We start from the raw sequence: 18,541 nt of genomic DNA on the forward strand, positions 1-18,541 counted from the left end.
TCCATGAGTCTCAAGCTTAAAATCATACTCGCCGCCATATTGTTGGAAGTCGCTTTCATTACACTGGCCATTGTGCTCCCCGCCAGTGATGGCCCGCTTTCCACACTGTTTATCACCGCGCTCGCAGCTGGCCAGTTGGTATTTGTGATATTTGCAGTCACGCTTTACAGCCGCAATGTTCAATTCCGCCTTAAAGAACTCAGAGATGGGTTGGAGAAAATCTCCCAGACAGGTCCCGGACAACAGTTAACCATCACCCGACATGATGAGCTCAGCGAAGTGGAACAAGCCCTGAACCGTATGTCCAAAACCCTCGAACTGGATCAGGAAAAGCTTCAGGAAAACCTTGTAAAGCAAAAAGATACCAACAACAAATTACAGGAAGAAAGAATTAAGCAAAAAGCGATATTGGATGCTTCACTGGACGGCATTATCTCCATCAACGAGCAGGAGCACATTGTCGAGTTTAATCAGGTTGCCGAACGAATTTTTGGCTACACGAAAGAGGAAGTCCTTAATCGCCCCATGACTGATTTCATTATGCCGGACCAATATAAGGAGCCCCACAAAGCAGGCTTTGCCCGTTTTTTGGAATCCGGCAAAAGTGTGGTGCTCGACCAACGCCTGACCCTGTCCGCCAAAAGACGAAATGGTGAGACCTTTCCCATGGAGTTTTGTATTTCGGCAGTTCACACCCATGAGGGCTACATGTTTATTGCCCATGTCAGAGATGTGAGCGAACAACATAAAGCCGAAACGGAACTCAAGCTCGCTGCCCATGCGTTTTCCAGCAGTGATGCCATGTTTATCTCAGATCTGAACTACAAGGTGATTCGTTGCAACCAGGCGTTTTTGGACATGACCCAACTGGAAGAGGGAACCATCCTTGGGCAGCATGTCCGCCATGTCGCCTGCCGCAGCAACGACAAAGCGACGTTGCGAAGTATCTGGATAAAGCTCTGGGAAAAAGGACGCTGGAAAGGCGAAGTGCAGATAAAACGCGGTGATGCCAGCTTTCCGGCACTGGCAACTGTTTCAGCCGTACAGGGCCCTAACTACAAAGCAACTCACTATGTGTTCCACCTGATAGATATCTCGAAGCAAAAGCAGTATGAGGCCATCCTCGAGCAGGCAAAAATTGATGCCGAGCGTGCCAGTGTCAGCAAGAGCCGCTTCCTGGCATCAATGAGCCACGAGATCCGCACCCCCATCAATGGTGTACTGGGTCTGCTGACCATGCTTGAAGATACCGGATTAAGTGACGACCAGAGAGAGGTGGTCAATACCGCCAAGACGTCAGGTAATATGCTGCTGTCGATCATCAATGACGTACTCGACTTCTCCCGCATGGAGTCTGGTAATCTGCTGCTGGATAATCACGCATTTAACCTGCCACAAAATCTGCAGCAGACCGCTGAACTTCTAACTCCCTTTGCCAATCGCAAAGACGTCCAACTGGACATCAGACTTGCTGAAGATCTGCCTGAGTGGGTGTCAGGCGATCCGGACCGACTGGCTCAGATCCTGATGAATATCACTAACAATGCCATTAAATTCACTCAGGAAGGCGCAGTGACTCTCAGTGCCACCAGTCAGCGTGGAGAAAGTGATCGTCTGATGTTGGTTTGCCGAATTCGTGATACAGGCATTGGCATCGCACCCGAGTTATTACCTCACCTTTTCGATGAGTTCACCATGGCAGATCAAAGTTACTCCCGCAGCAAAGAGGGTACCGGCCTGGGCCTTGCCATCAGTGCCAGACTGGTGAAATTGATGGGAGGCGAAATCGAGGTGCAAAGCGAACAGGGAGTCGGCAGCTGTTTTACTATCATTATCCCGCTGACAGAATGCCAACCTGCAACTGAGCCCGGTTCCTTGATTGAACAACCCAAACCAGTGGATGCACAAGCCGGTTCAGAGCTAACTGCGCCCAAAAACTCTGATATGTCAGAGCCTGACCAGAAGACCATGGTGATGGTGGTGGAAGATAACCTGGCAAACTGTATGGTTGTTAAACATCAGCTGCTTAAAGCAGGGTTTGATTTCGTGATCGTTAACGACGGCTTTACCGCACTTGAGCTCCTTCATACCCATAAAGAGCAAGGAGACAGTGAGCAACTCCCAAGAAGGCCTGATGTGGTGTTAATGGATATCTCTATGCCGGGCATGGATGGCATGACCACGACTCAAAAGTTAAGAAAAATGCCCTCACCCTATGGAGATCTGCCGGTGATCGCCCTCACCGCCCATGCTCTTGCCGGTGATAAGGAGAAATTCCTGGACGCCGGTATGAACGACTACATAGCCAAACCCACCAACAGAGAAACCCTGGCCAAACATATTGAAGCTCTGCTCCAGGGCCAGGACAGTTCAAGCGACTCCGCAGGCATTGGCAACACTGATGACTGGATAGATACAGAAGCACTCAGACAACTTGCAGACGACATTGGTGCAGAAGTCCTGCCCGAACTGCTTACCCTCTATATTCAGGACTCTAACCAACGACTGAGAGTATTCGAAACTGCTCTGCTTGAGGGAGACTTCCAAATCCTCGAATTTGAAGGTCACACACTTGGCAGCAGTGCCGCAGCTCATGGTTGCGCCTCACTGTGCCAGGCCATGCGCAGGGTTGAGCGGGCCTGTCAGGAGAACGACCTTGACCAGGCAAGCGAACTTGCAAGCTCGGCACTTGAGATTAGCATCCACTCATTCAACGCTCTGGAACAATGGCTGACTCAGTTGCGCATTAAACTCAACGGTCCGTCCGCAGCTTCGGCGGGATGATGCGGCAGGTAAAAGCCTGCTTTACTGTCTAGACTTAACACATACTTGTTTGGTCAGGGAAAACCATGGAACGAGATTTGAATATTTTGGTGGTGGAGGATGCCGCGCCGATAGCTAATCAGTACAGGTACTTTCTCAAATATCTCAAGGGTAATATCTGTCTGGCAGCGACCGGAGCCGAAGCGGTATCCTGGGTAGAGTCTCACAAACCCGATCTGGTATTACTCGACCTGAAACTTCCGGATATCGACGGCCAGGAAGTGCTCGGACAAATCAAACAACACCACGAAGATGCTATTGTCATTATTACCACAGGCCATGGTTCCGTCGATGTCGCTGTCGATATGATGCGTATGGGCGCAGACGACTTTCTGGAAAAGCCTGTGTCTGCCGACCGATTACGTACTACGGTCAACAATCACCTGGACCGGGCCTCGCTGAAAACCCAGCTCAATACCCTGAAAGCGTCGTGCAACAGAGAGCAGTTCCATGGCTTTATTGGTAAAAGCATGGTGATGCAAACTGTCTATCGCATTATTGACTGTGCCGCAGCCAGCCAGGCCTCCATCTTTATCACAGGTGAAAGCGGTACAGGCAAGGAGGTATGTGCAGAAGCGATCCATAGTCAAAGCCCAAGGCGTGACAACCCCTTTATCGCTATCAACTGTGCGGCCATCCCTAAAGACTTAATGGAAAGCGAGATCTTTGGCCATATCAAAGGAGCGTTTACCGGAGCCTCGTCCGAGCGCAAAGGTGCCGCTCAACTGGCTGATGGCGGTACTCTGTTTCTGGACGAGGTCTGTGAAATGGACACTGAGCTTCAGAAAAAGCTGCTTCGCTTTCTGCAAACAGGCAGATTTCACCGGGTCGGTAGCAGCCAGGAACAGCAGGTTGACGTCCGTATCCTGTGCGCGACCAACCGGGAGCCACTGACCGAAGTTCAGCAGGGGCGCTTTCGCGAAGATCTCTATTACCGCCTTCATGTTGTCCCTGTGCATCTCCCACCACTGAGAGAAAGAGGCAGCGACATAGTGGCCATAGCCAGGGAACTTCTGGTCAAATACGCCCACGAAGATGGCAAGACCTTTCAGCAATTTTCAGAGGAAGTCGAAAGCATTTTACGCCGCTATCCCTGGCCGGGAAATGTAAGGGAACTGCAAAATGTCATCCGCAACATAGTTGTACTTAACAATGGTGACACCGTGTTACCGGAACACCTCCCCGCTCCCCTGAATGGCTCTGTTGACCGCCCGGCTCAGCGCTGCGCTGACATCACCCCAATTCAAACCATCAACCCGGGACAAGCTTTGGAAGAGCCTTTAATCCGTCCATTGGCCGAAGTGGAAAAAAACGTTATCGAGCAGGCAATCGCTCACTGCGAAGGCAATATCCAGAAAGCTGCCAACTTGCTCGAAGTGAGTCCATCGACCATATACAGAAAGAAGCAAAGTTGGGATGAAGCAGCAGGTTAACAACAATCAGGTCATGCTGCTGCTTGATAGTCGCAGTCATGGCGGTATAGAAACCCATGTTCTGGAGCTGGCAACAGGACTCTCCGCCAGCGGCCAGCGCGTGAGCGTCTGTTTTCTGTGCAGATACGACCAGCCTCACCCGTTACAAGATCTTCTTGAACGTCAAAAAATACCTGTGAATTATTTTGATGGAACCTTATCATCCACCCTCACCCACATCAAATCCACTAACCCAGAAGTGCTGCATACTCATGGCTACAAGGCCGGAATAATAGGACGAATCGCTGCTTTACTACTTAAAAAGCGTGTCATCAGCACTTTTCATGCCGGAGAGATTGGCAGTGGTAAATTAAGGTTCTATGACTGGCTCGACAGGTATACGGCTTTTCTGGCAGATAAGCGTTTGGCAGTCAGCCCGGACATTGCAGCACGGATCCCCTTTACCAGGGTTGAGTTGGTGCGTAACTTTATCAATACTCGGGCTCTGGTAACTTCGCAAGGTAAGCAAATAGCCTTCGTTGGACGACTGAGTGCCGAGAAAGGCCCGGACCGCATGCTGGACTACGCCAGAGCCCTTCCTCATTTGAGCTTTCATATTTATGGTGATGGCCCTGAAAGAGCCCGGCTGGAGCAATCTGCTCCTGGTAATGTGACCTTTTACGGTTTCTGTAATATGGAAGAGCATTGGTGTGATATCGGCCTGTTGGTCATGCCATCCAGATACGAAGGTATGCCTCTTGCAGCACTTGAGGCCCTTGGACGTGGTATCCCCGTGGCAGCGACCCGGGTTGGTGCCATGGAGCAGCTGATCAATAACGGCTGTAATGGTTACCTGGTTGAAGAAGCCAACCACAAACTTCTCTCCGCAGCCATCAATACCTGGCACAGTCTCACAGAGGAAAACCGGCACGAGATTTCTCAAGCAGCCATTGAAACCGTTGAACGAGGCTTCTCTGTTGATGCTGTGCTGCCTTCAATCCTCAAGGACTATCGCAAAACTGCCTGAGTCGAATCAATGTGCATTGCAAACTGCGGCCAAACGTCCGCTACAACTCACAAAATCTTACTTAATCACCAATATATCAATCACTTAAAAAACTGGCCTAAAGTTTGATCTCTTGACACTAAACAGGATGTCAAGAGAGGCCAGTATGAAACATTCAGCCAATGAAAAGCTCCCAATCTTATATATCCACTACGGTGACCCATGGTTCAGAGGCAGCGAGAACTGTCTGATAACGCTGCTGAAACTATTGGATAGGGATATCTACCAGCCCATTCTCTGGACAAACAACCCCGTGCTCGCTTCCCAGGCGCAGGCTATGGGGGTGGATACCCATGTAGAGGAGTTCTCTCTGCTGCTTGGCTGGAAAGCCCCAAAATGGAGCTTTAGCGGATGGTGGAAGCTGTATCTCAAGTGTCGTGACCTAATCCGTCACTATGGCGTTAGTCTGGTACATTGCAACAGCGCAGCACCTATTCAATGGGCATTGATAGCGGCAAAGACCATGGATGTGCCCATGCTCTGTCACCTGCATTCTCCCTATCCTGTCAGAGACAAGATTTCACTTGGCCTGTACCTGTGTCCCACCATAGTGGGAGTCAGCAAAATGACTACTCACTCGATTGAACGTGATGGCTACCCCGCATCCTGCGCCAGAGTCATCTATAACGCCATCGATTACTCAGCAATAAAAAATCAACCGTCAAAACAACTCAGGACTGAGCTGGGATTGAGCAGCTCAGATATCCTGCTCGCCAGCGTCGGCAGCCTTATTCCCCGTAAGCGCATGGACAAACTCATCAGAGTGACAGCAAATCTCAAGGCCAAAGGACATCCTGTTCATCTGATGCTCATAGGCTCGGGCCCTGAGCTAATGAAGCTGAAATCCCTGACGGCCGAGCTGAACCTCGAGAAGCAAGTGCACTTTGTTGGCGAACAGACTCAAATAGGAAGCTGTCTGAAAGGTGGAGTCGATATCTATGTGACCTGCCCGGAAGAGGAAGCTTTCGGCCTGACGATTCTGGAAGCTCTTTCCCTAAAGGTTCCTGTGGTTGCAGCGCGTGTTGGCGGCATCCCAGAACTGATTGACGCTGATGAAACTGGCGTGCTGTCCGAAGGCGACATCAACTCTTTCACCGATGCCGTAGATAAACTGATCCGGGACCCAGCCAAGCGTAAAACCATGGCCCAAACCGGCGCCCTGAGAGCATACAGCCGCTTTGGCACTGAGCATTTTTACCATGAATTCCACCGTTTATATCAATCAATGATCTACCAGTCAGGTCATTACCAAAACCCATTTATCCTGGCCAAGCTGGCGGCTATGTGTCAGGCAGCCTGTCGCAGTGTCCTCAGGGTTTTAGGTAAAAAGCTCAGCCTGACCAACCAGGTAAGAGAGGTATAGTCATGTCTTCATCCAATTCAAGAAACATACTGATTATTGATCCCATCCCTTTCAGAGGCGGGTCGAAAACTGCGACAGGAACCATGCTTTCACTGCTTGGAGAGGACTGCAGCTTTACCGTGTTTACCCAGGACCCGCAAAGTTGGCAAACGCTGAACCCAGATACTCATCCATTGTGGCTGCCAGCCTGGATAATGAACAAGGATATGGGGCTGCTCTATTTTCTTAAGTTTCTGCTGATCGCCACTCAGGTGCTGGTGCGTTGGCCCATGCTGAAAAAACCTGGCTTGATGATAGGTGCCTCCGGCCCGGGTATAGATCTGGCCGCCTACCTGGTTCGCTACATAACTGGAACGCCCATCCTGCAAATGATCCACGGACCTGTCGCAACCTCAAAAACCATAGGCAAGTGCTTGATGCAGGCTGAAGCCGTTCACTACCTGCCCGGCTGTAAGTCCAGTATCAGACTGGCATTGGACCGGGCGGGAGCACTCCATGAAGCCATGGTTGAGCCCAGATACGTCACCATGCTGAACGGCCTGGCTATCGACAACTGGCCAACGCAAGCGACTCAGGAAACGGAGTCAACGCCATCAGTATTCTGGGCAGCCTCACTGCTGAAGTGGAAAGGCCTGGATCTGCTGACCGCAGCCCTGAACAAAGTCCCCGAGATCAAAGCCAATATCTGTTATATACAGCCCAAGAATATCGCACTGGAGCATTCTGAGATTGGCCAGAGTGACGACAGAATCCACTGGTATAAAGAGCCCAAAAACCTCGATGAAATAAGGGCTGGGAGTCAGATCTTTGTTTCCACCAGCCAACATGAGCCCTTTGGACTGTCAATTCTCGAAGCGATTGCTGCAGGCCAGTGTATTGTGCTGCCGGCTGATGGCAGTTACTGGGACAAGGTGTTGGTAGATGGTGCCAACTGTGTCAAATACACGCCTGGCGACAGTCAGGATCTCGCCAATAAACTCAGAATGCTTTGCGACACTCCAGAGTTAGTCATTGAGCTTGGGCATTGCGCCGGCTTTATCAGCCGCAACTATCATGCAGAAGCCGTCTATCAGCCCCAACTTCAGGCAATCAGCTATATCCTGCTCACCAGCGCTTCCAATGCTTCCACAGCTACCCGTGGAGTATGGCAGTAATGCACAAGCTAAGGCTCTCCTCACCAATGCAGGCCATGCTGATGTATGGCCTGGGTTTGGGAGTGATGAAAGGCATGTCGCTTATTATGTTGCCCTGGTTAACCAATCTGCTGCCCCAGGCTGAATTTGGTCGATTGGAACTGATCCTGAGCATTGCGGTTTTTGCCAGCGTCGTTGCCGGGTTGGGGCTACAGGAAGCCATGTGTCGCTTTATCGGAGAAGCCGCCTCTGACAACCACAAACACCAGGTTGCATCTGAGTTTTTCGGCCTGTCTCTTGTCGCCTCCAGCTTTACCCTTCCTCTGCTACTGGGAGCAGCACTGGCAATCAGCAATTGGTTTCCGCACCTTTTCAGTTTCTACGAACTCTCTTTGGTATTAAGTCTGCTTGCGTTTGAATCCTGCATTAACCTTCCACTCACCTGGATGCGCATGAAAAATCGACCAGGCCTGTTCTTCCTCGCTACCACAGGCAGGGCCTTGTTCAATGCAGTCTTGATCATTGTTCTGGTTCGTATGGGGCGTGGAGTCACAGGTGTACTCGAAGCCGGCTTTATCTCGGCAGTCGTTCAATTGCTGCTGCTTAGCCACTATCAATATTTGAGTACAGGTGTTGCTTTGTCGCGTCGTTTGGTCAAACCCATGTTTGTGTATGCCCTGCCCCTGGTCGCAACCGGGCTAATGGGATTTGCCCTTAACGGCCTGGATCGCTGGATTCTGCAAACCTATACAGACTCTGAGACCCTGGCCCTTTATGCCGTGGGTGCCAAATTTGCCCTTGGCTTGGTACTGCTGCAGCAACCCTTCACCCTTTGGTGGTTTCCCCGTCGTTACGATGTCCTGTTTAATCAGGGGCCAGACAAAGCCGCACGCACGACCACACTGGGTATCGCTTGCCTGAGCCTGGTCGCAATCACACTCTCATTGGCAGTTCCTGTGTTTATTCACCTGCTGTTACCCAATGAGTATCAAATGGCAGCATCCATAGCCGGGCTTTTGCTTCTTGCCGCCCTGTTGAAGGAGGCTGGAGAGCTGCTGAACCTTGGCTGTATGAGTAAACATTCAAGCGAGGTTCAACTTTATATCAACCTTGGCATGGCGATCGTCGGTGTTGGTTTGATGCTGATATTGGCCGGAACGTCAGGCATATGGGGCGTGGCTCTGGGTCTTACCGCAGCTCAAATGGGCAGACTCCTGCTGCTGTACATCGCTGGTCAGCGTATGGCGGCCATCCCCTATTCTCCCACGCTGATATTCTTGCTGCTGGGAACCGCGGCCTCTGTGCTGATACTGGCAATGCTTGAGCTCTCCTGGGCCCAAAGAGTACTGGCTTTCTTTGTCGGTTACGCAGTCATTGGTATAGGCTTACTGACCTCAGGTCTTGTCAGGTTGCCTTGCAAATGGCGGGCTGCGGTATGAGGTTGGTACTGCAGGTAAAAAACCAGTTTAACAGCCTGTTTCCGGACGTACCGTCACCGACAGTGCTGCTGATGGTCGTTGTCAGTGTTTCACTGGCCTGGTATCTGGTTCCCCATCCTTTGGTGGCTATCGTCATAGGCCTGGCACCTTTGGCCCTGCTGTATGTCATTAAAGAGCCCTTTCTTATGGTGCTCCTGTTTGTGATTTTCTCCTTCTTCCGGATCCATGAAGTATTTCCGGTACTTTACCCAATGAAAGTGCCCCTGATGCTGTCCATAGCGTCCCTGCTAACCCTGTTCTGGCATCTGGCGCTATCCCAGTCTATCAAGCTCTATTGGTCACCTTGTTTAACCGTACTGTCGATTTTTGTGGGTCTGGTCATCATAGGGGTTGTGCTTGCCGAGAACCGCTCTCTGGCTATCACCTTTTTCAAGGCTACCTACTGGAAAATCATATTGATGACGTTTGCGGTCACCTACCTGACCCGTACCCCCAGAGATTTTTCCCTGTGTAACCTGCTGATAGGCATCTCGGGCATATTGGTAGCCTTGGTGGCTATCTCAAACAAGATCAATGGGATTGGCATGGTAGAAGGCACCCGTGTCACCATTGGACGCGCCTTTGGCTCTATGCTGGGCGATCCCAACGATCTGGCGCTGGTACTGATGTTTCCGGCGTCATTTGCGCTGAGTATGATGATTACGGCAGGCTTACCCAAGCTGTTTCGAATACTGGGGGCCATTGGCATGCCACTGAGTTTCTACGCCATTATTGCCACTCAAAGCCGAGGCGGCCTGCTGGGAGTGATGGCCATTGTGGGAGTGCTGGTTTACCGAAAGATGAAGTCCAAAGCCTTATTCTTCACATTGGCGACTGCGGGAGCTGCAATACTCTATGCCGTAGCCGGAATTTCTGACCGGGCCTCAGGTGGTTCGGCCGAAGAGGGAATTGATGCCTCAGCCATGGGACGACTATACGCCTGGCAAGCTGCTTACCGAATGGCATTCGAAAATCCGCTGACAGGTGTTGGTATCAATAACTTTTACGCTAATTACTATTTCTATTCAGACCACTGGGATGGTCTTAACCATGCAGTGCACAGCACCTGGTTTGGCGTGCTTGCCGAAACAGGGATTCTGGGGTTATTGGTATTTCTGGCCTTTGTCGGCTTATCCATCCATACCGCCCGGGCAACACTCGAAAAAATAGAAACCAACAGGGATAAGCTACCCGCTGTATTCTACAGCTCAGCTCAGGCTCTGCTTGCTGGTTTTGCCGGTACCATAGTGTCTGGCACCTTTCTCACCCAGGGCTTTAACTGGCCTATCTATCTGTTGGCAGGTCTGGTGGTTGCGCTGGCCCAGGCCACCAAGCTTCAACTCGACTCTGTTTCAACGTCCGGATAATTCATCGCAATTTGCATTATAAATTTGCTCCAATTTGCAAAACCAACATCAGCACCCAAGTTAAAAACCTCTCTACTTCACTGTATTTATTGATTTTTTAATAATGGCACAGGCGTTGCTCTCCACAGTGAAACAGATAAGTTTCATTGGAGCAGCATATGTGTGGAATATACGGAGCAATCAGTACGCAATCAGTCACCCCAAGCCTGCTTGAAGGCCTCAACGCACTCTCATACAGAGGTTATGATTCCAGCGGTTTGGTTGTAGGTGGTGAAACAGGTCTGCAGCTGCGCCGCAGCGAAGGCAAAATCGACAATCTGGTTAAATTGTTGGGCAATTCTCCTCTGGATGGCGGGATAGGCATTGCCCACACACGCTGGGCAACCCATGGGGACTGTTCTACCCGTAACGCCCACCCTCACATGACGGCTGATGTCGCTGTGGTTCACAACGGTATTATTGAGAACTATCAGTCACTGCGCGCCGAGATGAGCGCTGAGGGTATGACGTTTGAAAGTGATACCGACAGTGAAGTTATCCCCGTGATGATCAGCTTCTACCTTGCTCAGGGAATGGCTCCCCAGCAGGCGTTATGCCAAAGCCTTTGCCGTCTTGAAGGCAGCTATGCCATAGCCGCCATCTTCTCTTCCCAGCCCGACCGCCTGTATGCCGCACGCAAAGACAGTTCACTGATTATCGCTCAGGGCCAGGCCGGTATAATGCTGGCGTCTGATGTAGTGGCCCTGGGAAACTCTGCAGAACTTATCTGCCCATTGACGGATGGCCAGCTCGCAGTGATTGCCAGCGAAGGGGTCAGGCTCTATCAAACATCTCCACAAAACACTCAAATTCAAATTGACAATATCCCCTGGCAACCAGCACCCAAATTGGATGTTGCCGATGGCAAGCAGGGTTTTGAGCACTTTATGCTGAAAGAGATTTATGAGCAGGGAGATGTTATTGAGCGCATCCTGAATCACTATCTGGATATCAATGGCCGCCAGCTCAATACGGGCCTGCAACCGGGACAGAGCGCAGCCATAGAGGCGCTCAATATTGTGGCCTGCGGTACTTCATACTATGCCGCCTGCACCGCCCGCTACTGGTTAGAGTCCATCGCCGGTATTCCCACAGACACAGATCTGGCGTCGGAGTTTCGCTATCGCAACCGTCCAATGAGCAGCCACACCAGCAACCTGTTTATCTCACAATCGGGTGAGACGGCAGACACCCTGGCTGCCCTGAGATATGCCAAGGCAATAGGCTGTCCCTGCTTATCCATGAACAATGTCCCCACCAGCACCATGGCACTGGAAAGCGATACCATATTGCCAACACTGGCGGGACCTGAAATTGGCGTCGCCAGTACCAAAGCCTTTATGGCTCAGTTAACCGTACTCCTGTTGCTGTCCATGGATTGCGCCAGACACAATGGCAGCATGGATTTTGATCAGGAACTGTCCCTGATAAAGGCGCTGCACCAATTGCCGTCTTTGTTCCACCGCCAGCTCCTGACTCAGGAGCCTATCATTCGCCTTGCTCAGATGATGGCAACAAGCGATCACGCTTTGTTTATCGGCCGTGGCCAGGCCTGGCCTCTGGCCCAGGAAGGCGCCCTTAAGCTCAAGGAGATCAGCTATATCCATGCCGAAGCTTACGCAGCCGGCGAGCTTAAGCATGGCCCGATAGCTCTGGTTGATGAACAGATGCCAGTTGTTGTCATCGCGCCACCTGACGAGCTGCAACCCAAAACCCTTTCCAACCTCAGGGAGGTAGCCTCGAGAGGCGGCAAGATTATTCTCATCGCAGATAGCCAGGCGGTTGAAGCTTCATCCGAATTTATCACCGCAGCGATCCCTATGCCCCTGGTGGATCCTGTGCTCTTCCCTCTGCTCTACACACTGCCGCTGCAGTTGCTGGCTTACCATGTCGCCAAAGAGAAGGGACTGGATATCGATAAGCCCAGAAATCTCGCCAAGTCTGTGACTGTCGAATAAGGAGGTTCTATGTTTGCTTCACTTGCTCAAACCAAACACTGGCTGAAAACCAGTGAGCACCCTGCAGTCAAACGCCTGTATCGCGGTCTGAAAACAGTAATGGCAGCAGAGCTTCCCAACATAGGTGCGATTAATCGCCCGTTATATGCACTGGTCACTGGTGTGCAGCGCTTGCTCAGCACCTTCACCCGGATATTTATCTGGACCCCTGCATTTAAAGGTCGTCTGCATCAATGTGGTAAGAGACTCAATCTATATGGCGGAATGCCTTTTGTATCCGGCCCGGTGGAGATCAGTCTTGGCGATGATTGCCGGGTAAGCGGAGCCACTACCTTCAGTGGTCGGGTGTGTAGCACACAGGCTCCGCAACTTATTGTCGGCAGCAATATCGATATTGGTTGGCAAACCACCATAGCGGTCGGTTCTAAAATCGTGCTGGAAGACAATGTCAGGATTGCAGGTCGCGCCTTTATTTGCGGCTACCCCGGCCACCCGTTGGATGCAGAAGACAGGGCCAAACATCTGCCTGAGCAGGAACACCAGGTCGGCGATATAATTCTTCGCAAGAATGTCTGGCTGGCCACCGGCGTCAGCGTTATGCCGGGCGTTGAGATAGGTGCAGGCACCATAGTCGCAGCCGGCAGCGTGGTATGCCACAGCCTGCCCGCCGGTGTCATCGCCGCCGGCGTCCCAGCCAAAGTGGTACGGAGTATCACCCCGGATACGGAGTCGCAGTCATGAAACGGGACCTTATTGTATTCGGTGAAGACTGGGGGGGCCTGCCCTCCAGTACCCAGCACCTGATAAAAAGACTGATGCCCAACTACCGGGTTATCTGGATTAACTCCATCGGCCTGCGCCAGCCCAGAGTATGTTGGCGGGATCTCAAAAGAGCCGGTATCAAGCTGTTAAGTCTGTTTAAGTCGTCGCCAAAATCCATAGTTTCTGACGAAAATTCAAGTCCGTTGATCCTCAAGCCGATAACGATTCCGGCGCCAGCACACCCTGTGACCAGAAAGCTGGCTTGTTGGCTGCTGAAGCTGCAGTTGCAACCTGTGTTTACCCGCCTGGGTATCGACAAGCCTGTCGTCTGGACCTCTTTGCCCACTGCGGTTGATTTCTGCGGCACACTCCAGCCTGAGCATCTTATCTACTATTGCGGCGATGACTTCTCGGCGCTGGCGGGAGTAGACCATCAAACAGTGGCTCACCATGAAGCCAGGCTGATTGAGCAGGCAGATCTTATTCTCGCCGCCAGTCCAACACTGGCTTCCCGGTTTCCGCCCCACAAGACCCAGCTGCTGCCACACGGGGTCGATCTGTCTTTATTTACCTCACCAGCCCCGAGAGCCGATGACCTTCCCCATGATGGCAAACCGGTCGCGGGCTTTTATGGGAGTCTCTCCAGCTGGTTGGACTATGATCTTCTATATCGGGTCGCTTCCCATATGCCGGACTGGCACTTTGTGTTTATCGGCAAACAGGAGTGCGGTATCGGGGCTATTCGCAGCCTGCCCAACGTTCATCTGCTGGGCCCCAAGCCCCATGCTGAGCTGTCCAGATACAGTCAGCACTGGCAGGTATCGTTACTGCCGTTCAGGGATACGCCTCAGATAAGGGCATGTAACCCATTAAAATTGCTCGAGTATCTCGCCGCAGGCAAGCCTGTACTCAGCACCCACTTTCCCGCTGCCCAGGCGATGTCAGCACGGCTGTATCTGGTCAGGGATACGGGAGAGATGATCCGCACACTGCAGCTGCTGCGTCACCCTGAGCAACAGCCAAAACCGGATCTGAATCATCACAGCTGGGACGCCAGAGCCGCCCAACTGAAAGTGATGATGGAGCGATTATGAAAGGATTGGCTTATCGCGTAATGGTACTGCTGTGTGCCGCATGGAGGCAGAGGTACATCATAATTATCCCGGCGCTGGTTTTTCCTGTTATTGGGCTGCTCATAGGTGTTGTCAGCCCCAGAGTTTACACCTCTCATACCAGCATGCTGCTGCAGGAAACATCCAAGATGAATCCATTCCTCGAAGATCTGGCTGTATCAGCCATGCTCAAAGAGCGTATGGACAGCATCAAAACCCTGCTTCACAGCCGCCATATTCTTGCGCAGGTATCCAAAGATCTGGGGCTGGTAGATGAAAACTCCAGCGAAGCGGAAGCCAATACTGTAATCAATCAACTCTCAGACGGATTGAGCGTAGAAATGGCTGGTAAGGATCTTATCAGGATCCAATATATCTCACGCAATCCAATGCGGATGCAGCAAACCCTGGAGAGTGTCAGCATACATTTTATCGAACAGCTGCTGGCGCCGGAGCGTTCCTCCATGAAGGACTCCAGCCAGTTTCTTTCCGGTAATCTTGAATCACGCAGACAGGAGCTTGAACAGGCGGAGCAAAGTCTGGCGGAGTTTCGGGGCAAGTACGCTACCGATCTGCCAGAGTTACAGCTGGATAAGCTGACCCGACTGGCCAAACTGAAACAGGCTCTGGCCGAAAGACAGGCTGAACTCGCGGGAGCTGAAAAAAGCCTCGGCAGCCTGGATCAACAACTTTCACGCACCAACCCGGTTATCGGCCGATTGGAAGAGCAGATTATTTCATTGAGAAGTGAGCTGACATTACTTCAGGCCCGTTATACCAACAGCCACAGCAAAGTGCAGGCAGTAATGAGGAACCTGTCTGAGCTTGAGCAGGAGCGCAAAGTGCTGCTGGAACGGAATCAACAGGGCCTGGATACAGATCAACTCTGGGATATTGCCAGCGTCGCAGCCATGTCAAATACCGACAGCCGCCAACAACCTCTGCTGATCTCTCAACTGGAACACCTCCAGACTGAACGCTCCAAAGTTAATGCGTTAAATGAGGAAGTCAGCAGTCTGGAGACTATGATCGCCGAGTTGGAACAGGACACCAAAGGTTTTGGTGACCGTCAGCAGGAGCTGGCAAAGCTGGAGCGGGATCTGCTGATAAAGCGCCAGATGTACGATGACCTGATGCAAAGATATGAAATGGCCCGGCTCACCAGCTCATTGGGAACATTTGAACAGGACAAGCGTATCAGGATCATCGATCAGCCGTTTGTCCCCACTCACCCATCCAACCCCCATATCCTCTTATTCATTTTTGGCGGCCTGTTTGGTGGATTACTGATTGGCGCCAGCATAGGGACTTTCAATGAGATCACAGATACCAGCATACGACTCAAGCAGGAAGTTGAAGACATAACTGGTGCCGTCGTGCTTTGCCGAATCCCCAAAGTTGTCCCTCGCCAGGGAAAACATACATTTGTCGCTGATCCTGTGGGAGAAACCCCTAATGAATCCGTTGCCACTTAATACTATTCTGCTGATATTCACTTGCCTGTGTTCAACCAGTTTTGCGGCCCAGCAAATCCCCCTTTCCCGGGCGCCCTCAGTGAGCTCTGGAAAAGTCGCTATGACCTTTACTCCAGCGGATGCAGAGAAACTGACCGGGGCCGTAGACCTGATGATCACAGGCATAAATCAATCCTCTGAGCCTTCGATTGTGGTTTTACGATTGGACGACAAAGAGAAAGCGCCTTACCACGACAGAGTTAACCTCGAGCGGGTGGTTCCTCCGGGCAAATTTACCCTCAATCAACTGCTGGGCGGACTCGAGACGCCGGGAAAGCGCCCGCTGATAATCCATCAGCTCAAGCAGATTATTGTATTCGCTGCCGATCCTGACACAGTCAGGCTCACCGGTGCCAAATTGGTTCAACACCCGCCTCTGCCCGATGGCTCAGTTGGCTGGGATCTCGGCCCCAAAGGCAGTGCTCTCTGGCCCGGGTTTCAACCCCTGCCCCCCTTCAATACCATGCTCAGGGGCAAGCATATGAGAGCCATTGACAGAGGCGGTAAAATGCAAGCCAGTGAGGGCCTGACCACAGATGGCATTCAGGGTCTCGAAGGAATCAAGCTGCCTTTGGCAGCGGGCCCATGGGCCATAACACTTTGGCTCAGAGATCCCGGAGAGTGGGAATACCTTCCCCCTGTGTATCAAAGACAAATCACAGTCAACGGTACTCTTGTAAGCTCACTCAATTTGTCTGCGGATGATTGGGTTGAGCAGGTCTATATTGGACGACAGTGGCCTGAAGCCAAGCCTGCAGATTCCGGCTACATCAGATATGCCGATGGGCCCAACAGCAAGGTAACCTTTCTGGTGTACAGCCAGGGTCAGGGCATAGATATCGTTATCTCGGGCAATATGCCCCATGCCGGTTATGTCAGTGCCATCCTGGCTGAACCGGCGAAAGACAGGCAAATATTGATGACAACCCAGGTTGAAGATGCGAGTGGTCTGCCCGTTCTGGCTCAGGTTGAAAAAGGACGGGAGTTTTGGTGGAACAACAACTGGCCCCTGTCAGAGAGCTTTAAAGTGACCAAGCCCCCTGTCAACAATAAGCTGAATGGCATTGAATGGCTTGAAAAACCACCACAAAAAGTGGCTCCCGGCAGCTGGTTTAGTGCCAGCTTCAGACTGCCAGCCGAGTTGTCACTGCTTGATCTGCAAGTCACCACTCCCACCTCGGGGAAGCGTGCCCTGCCGGTACAACTCAGGTATGGACACTGGCGCTGGCAACGCAGTGCCCTCAAATCTACCCTGTTACGAGCCAGTGACACCTATCTGAAGTCCGGACTACCCCCTTCAAAAAACCATCCGGGAGGCAGAAAAATCCATCTCAGAGTCAAGGTCCCGCAGTCAGCACCGGGCGGGACTTACACAGGGAACATTGAAGTGGTTTCCAACAAGGGCAGAGTTGAACTTCCCCTGCAGGTGGATGTGATGGACTCGCCTCTTCCTGATGTCACCCAAACCATAGGCGTCTACCTTGAGCATCAGGTGCAGTATGGCTGGTTCAAACAAACTCAGGCTCTGAGCCAAGCGGCACTGGAATGTGACCTTAAGTTTCTGCGCGGTCAGGGATTAACTTCCGTCGCCCCCCCCTTGCCTACACCTTCAGATCCTCAGGGGATCATAGCCATGGTTGATGCCATCACCACACTCCGCCGTAATGGATTCGATGCCCCGGTTTTGGCTTATACTCCTCTCAAACGCCTGATTGCCGCCATGGGCGTGGATCAGGCAGCCACAGTCATCGCCAATCTGAGCAGGGAACTCTCTTCAAAGCAACTGCCAGAGCCGGTTTGGGTCAGCGCAGATGAGCCCTCCAATGCAGACAGCATCAATGACCTCGAAGCCAGCTTCAGATATGTAAAGGCGTTTTCGCCCCAATCCAGACTGGCCGGCCACCTGAACAACAGTGGTGACAGGAAGTGGCTGAGTAAATTTGATCTGCTACTGCTCAATGACGGCTTTGGAATCGACAAAGACCAACTGGCAAGCATCCCCTCATCCAATGAAGTCTGGTTGTATAACCTCAGCCCCAGACGCCACGCTGCCGGTTTCTATCTCTGGCAAACCGGCGCCGAAGGTCTGATGTTATGGCATGCGCGTATGCCAACGGCAGACCCCTTTAATCCAACCGATGGCCGCGAATCAGATATCCAGTTTCTTTACCCCAGCGTCAGTCCATGCCCACTGCAGCATGATGTCGATCAGGGGCTGTTTGAGCTGACCGATGGCATCAATGATCTGCAGTGGCTTACCTGGCTTGAACAGCGCGCCAAAAGTGACAGCCAGGCAGGGAAACTGTTACGCCAACTGAGAAAACAGGTGCCCGACAACTGGGAAGAGATGTCCCGGGTGCCTGTGTCGACCTTAAATAAATGGCGCGATCGCATTATTGCACTGAGTATTAAAAGCGAACGAAAAACAGCATCGCAAATTGCAAATATGGCACCACAACAAGAGTAATCAAAACAGGCAATCATCGTTTAATCATACGCTTACAGCATTGGCAC

At 51.8% G+C, this 18,541-nt stretch carries 12 protein-coding genes; all 12 read left to right on the forward strand.

Translation table 11 applies throughout. The features are described 5' to 3' along the window. The first annotated feature begins 3 nt into the window (after window positions 1-3). The 12 genes from L2725_RS09555 to L2725_RS09610 all read left to right on the forward strand — a co-directional run bounded on the left by L2725_RS09555 (window position 4) and on the right by L2725_RS09610 (window position 18,494). Window positions 4-2,784 carry a PAS domain S-box protein gene (locus tag L2725_RS09555; protein WP_249248760.1) on the forward strand — a complete coding sequence of 927 codons (2,781 nt, stop codon included), beginning with the start codon at window positions 4-6 and terminating at the stop codon, window positions 2,782-2,784. A gap of 65 nt (window positions 2,785-2,849) precedes the next feature. Next, on the forward strand, window positions 2,850-4,256 hold the full coding sequence (locus L2725_RS09560) for a sigma-54-dependent transcriptional regulator (protein ID WP_249248761.1): 1,407 nt from the start codon (window positions 2,850-2,852) through the stop codon (window positions 4,254-4,256). Continuing rightward, the gene (locus L2725_RS09565; protein ID WP_249248762.1) at window positions 4,240-5,262 is read left to right on the forward strand and encodes a glycosyltransferase family 4 protein; all 1,023 of its coding nucleotides are present in this window, start codon (window positions 4,240-4,242) and stop codon (window positions 5,260-5,262) included. The genes L2725_RS09560 and L2725_RS09565 overlap by 17 nt, the downstream gene beginning before the upstream one ends. A 145-nt stretch (window positions 5,263-5,407) precedes the next feature. Beyond that, a complete protein-coding gene (locus tag L2725_RS09570) occupies window positions 5,408-6,664 on the forward strand; it encodes a glycosyltransferase (RefSeq protein ID WP_249248763.1) in 1,257 nt (418 codons plus the stop codon). Window positions 6,665-6,747: 83 nt separating this feature from the next. Further along, complete coding sequence (locus L2725_RS09575; RefSeq protein ID WP_249248765.1) at window positions 6,748-7,818, forward strand: glycosyltransferase family 4 protein; 1,071 nt, start codon at window positions 6,748-6,750, stop codon at window positions 7,816-7,818. Next, on the forward strand, window positions 7,818-9,236 hold the full coding sequence (locus L2725_RS09580; RefSeq protein ID WP_249248767.1) for a lipopolysaccharide biosynthesis protein: 1,419 nt from the start codon (window positions 7,818-7,820) through the stop codon (window positions 9,234-9,236). The genes L2725_RS09575 and L2725_RS09580 overlap by 1 nt, the downstream gene beginning before the upstream one ends. Beyond that, window positions 9,233-10,642 carry an O-antigen ligase family protein gene (locus L2725_RS09585; RefSeq protein WP_249248768.1) on the forward strand — a complete coding sequence of 470 codons (1,410 nt, stop codon included), beginning with the start codon at window positions 9,233-9,235 and terminating at the stop codon, window positions 10,640-10,642. Before L2725_RS09580 ends, L2725_RS09585 begins: the two co-directional genes overlap by 4 nt. Window positions 10,643-10,800: 158 nt before the next feature. Then, a complete protein-coding gene (gene glmS, locus L2725_RS09590) occupies window positions 10,801-12,639 on the forward strand; it encodes a glutamine--fructose-6-phosphate transaminase (isomerizing) (protein ID WP_249248769.1) in 1,839 nt (612 codons plus the stop codon). A gap of 9 nt (window positions 12,640-12,648) precedes the next feature. After that, a complete protein-coding gene (locus L2725_RS09595) occupies window positions 12,649-13,380 on the forward strand; it encodes an acyltransferase (RefSeq protein ID WP_249248770.1) in 732 nt (243 codons plus the stop codon). After that, window positions 13,377-14,495, forward strand: coding sequence for a glycosyltransferase (locus L2725_RS09600; RefSeq protein ID WP_249248771.1), 1,119 nt, complete (start codon window positions 13,377-13,379; stop codon window positions 14,493-14,495). The genes L2725_RS09595 and L2725_RS09600 overlap by 4 nt, the downstream gene beginning before the upstream one ends. Next, a complete protein-coding gene (locus tag L2725_RS09605; RefSeq protein WP_249248772.1) occupies window positions 14,492-15,988 on the forward strand; it encodes a GumC family protein in 1,497 nt (498 codons plus the stop codon). Before L2725_RS09600 ends, L2725_RS09605 begins: the two co-directional genes overlap by 4 nt. A 100-nt stretch (window positions 15,989-16,088) precedes the next feature. Then, window positions 16,089-18,494: a hypothetical protein gene (locus L2725_RS09610; protein ID WP_249248773.1), complete on the forward strand. Its 2,406-nt coding sequence runs from the start codon at window positions 16,089-16,091 to the stop codon at window positions 18,492-18,494. The last annotated feature ends 47 nt before the right edge of the window (window positions 18,495-18,541 follow it).

This window comes from Shewanella corallii (assembly GCF_023349125.1).
Taxonomy (GTDB): domain Bacteria; phylum Pseudomonadota; class Gammaproteobacteria; order Enterobacterales; family Shewanellaceae; genus Shewanella; species Shewanella corallii.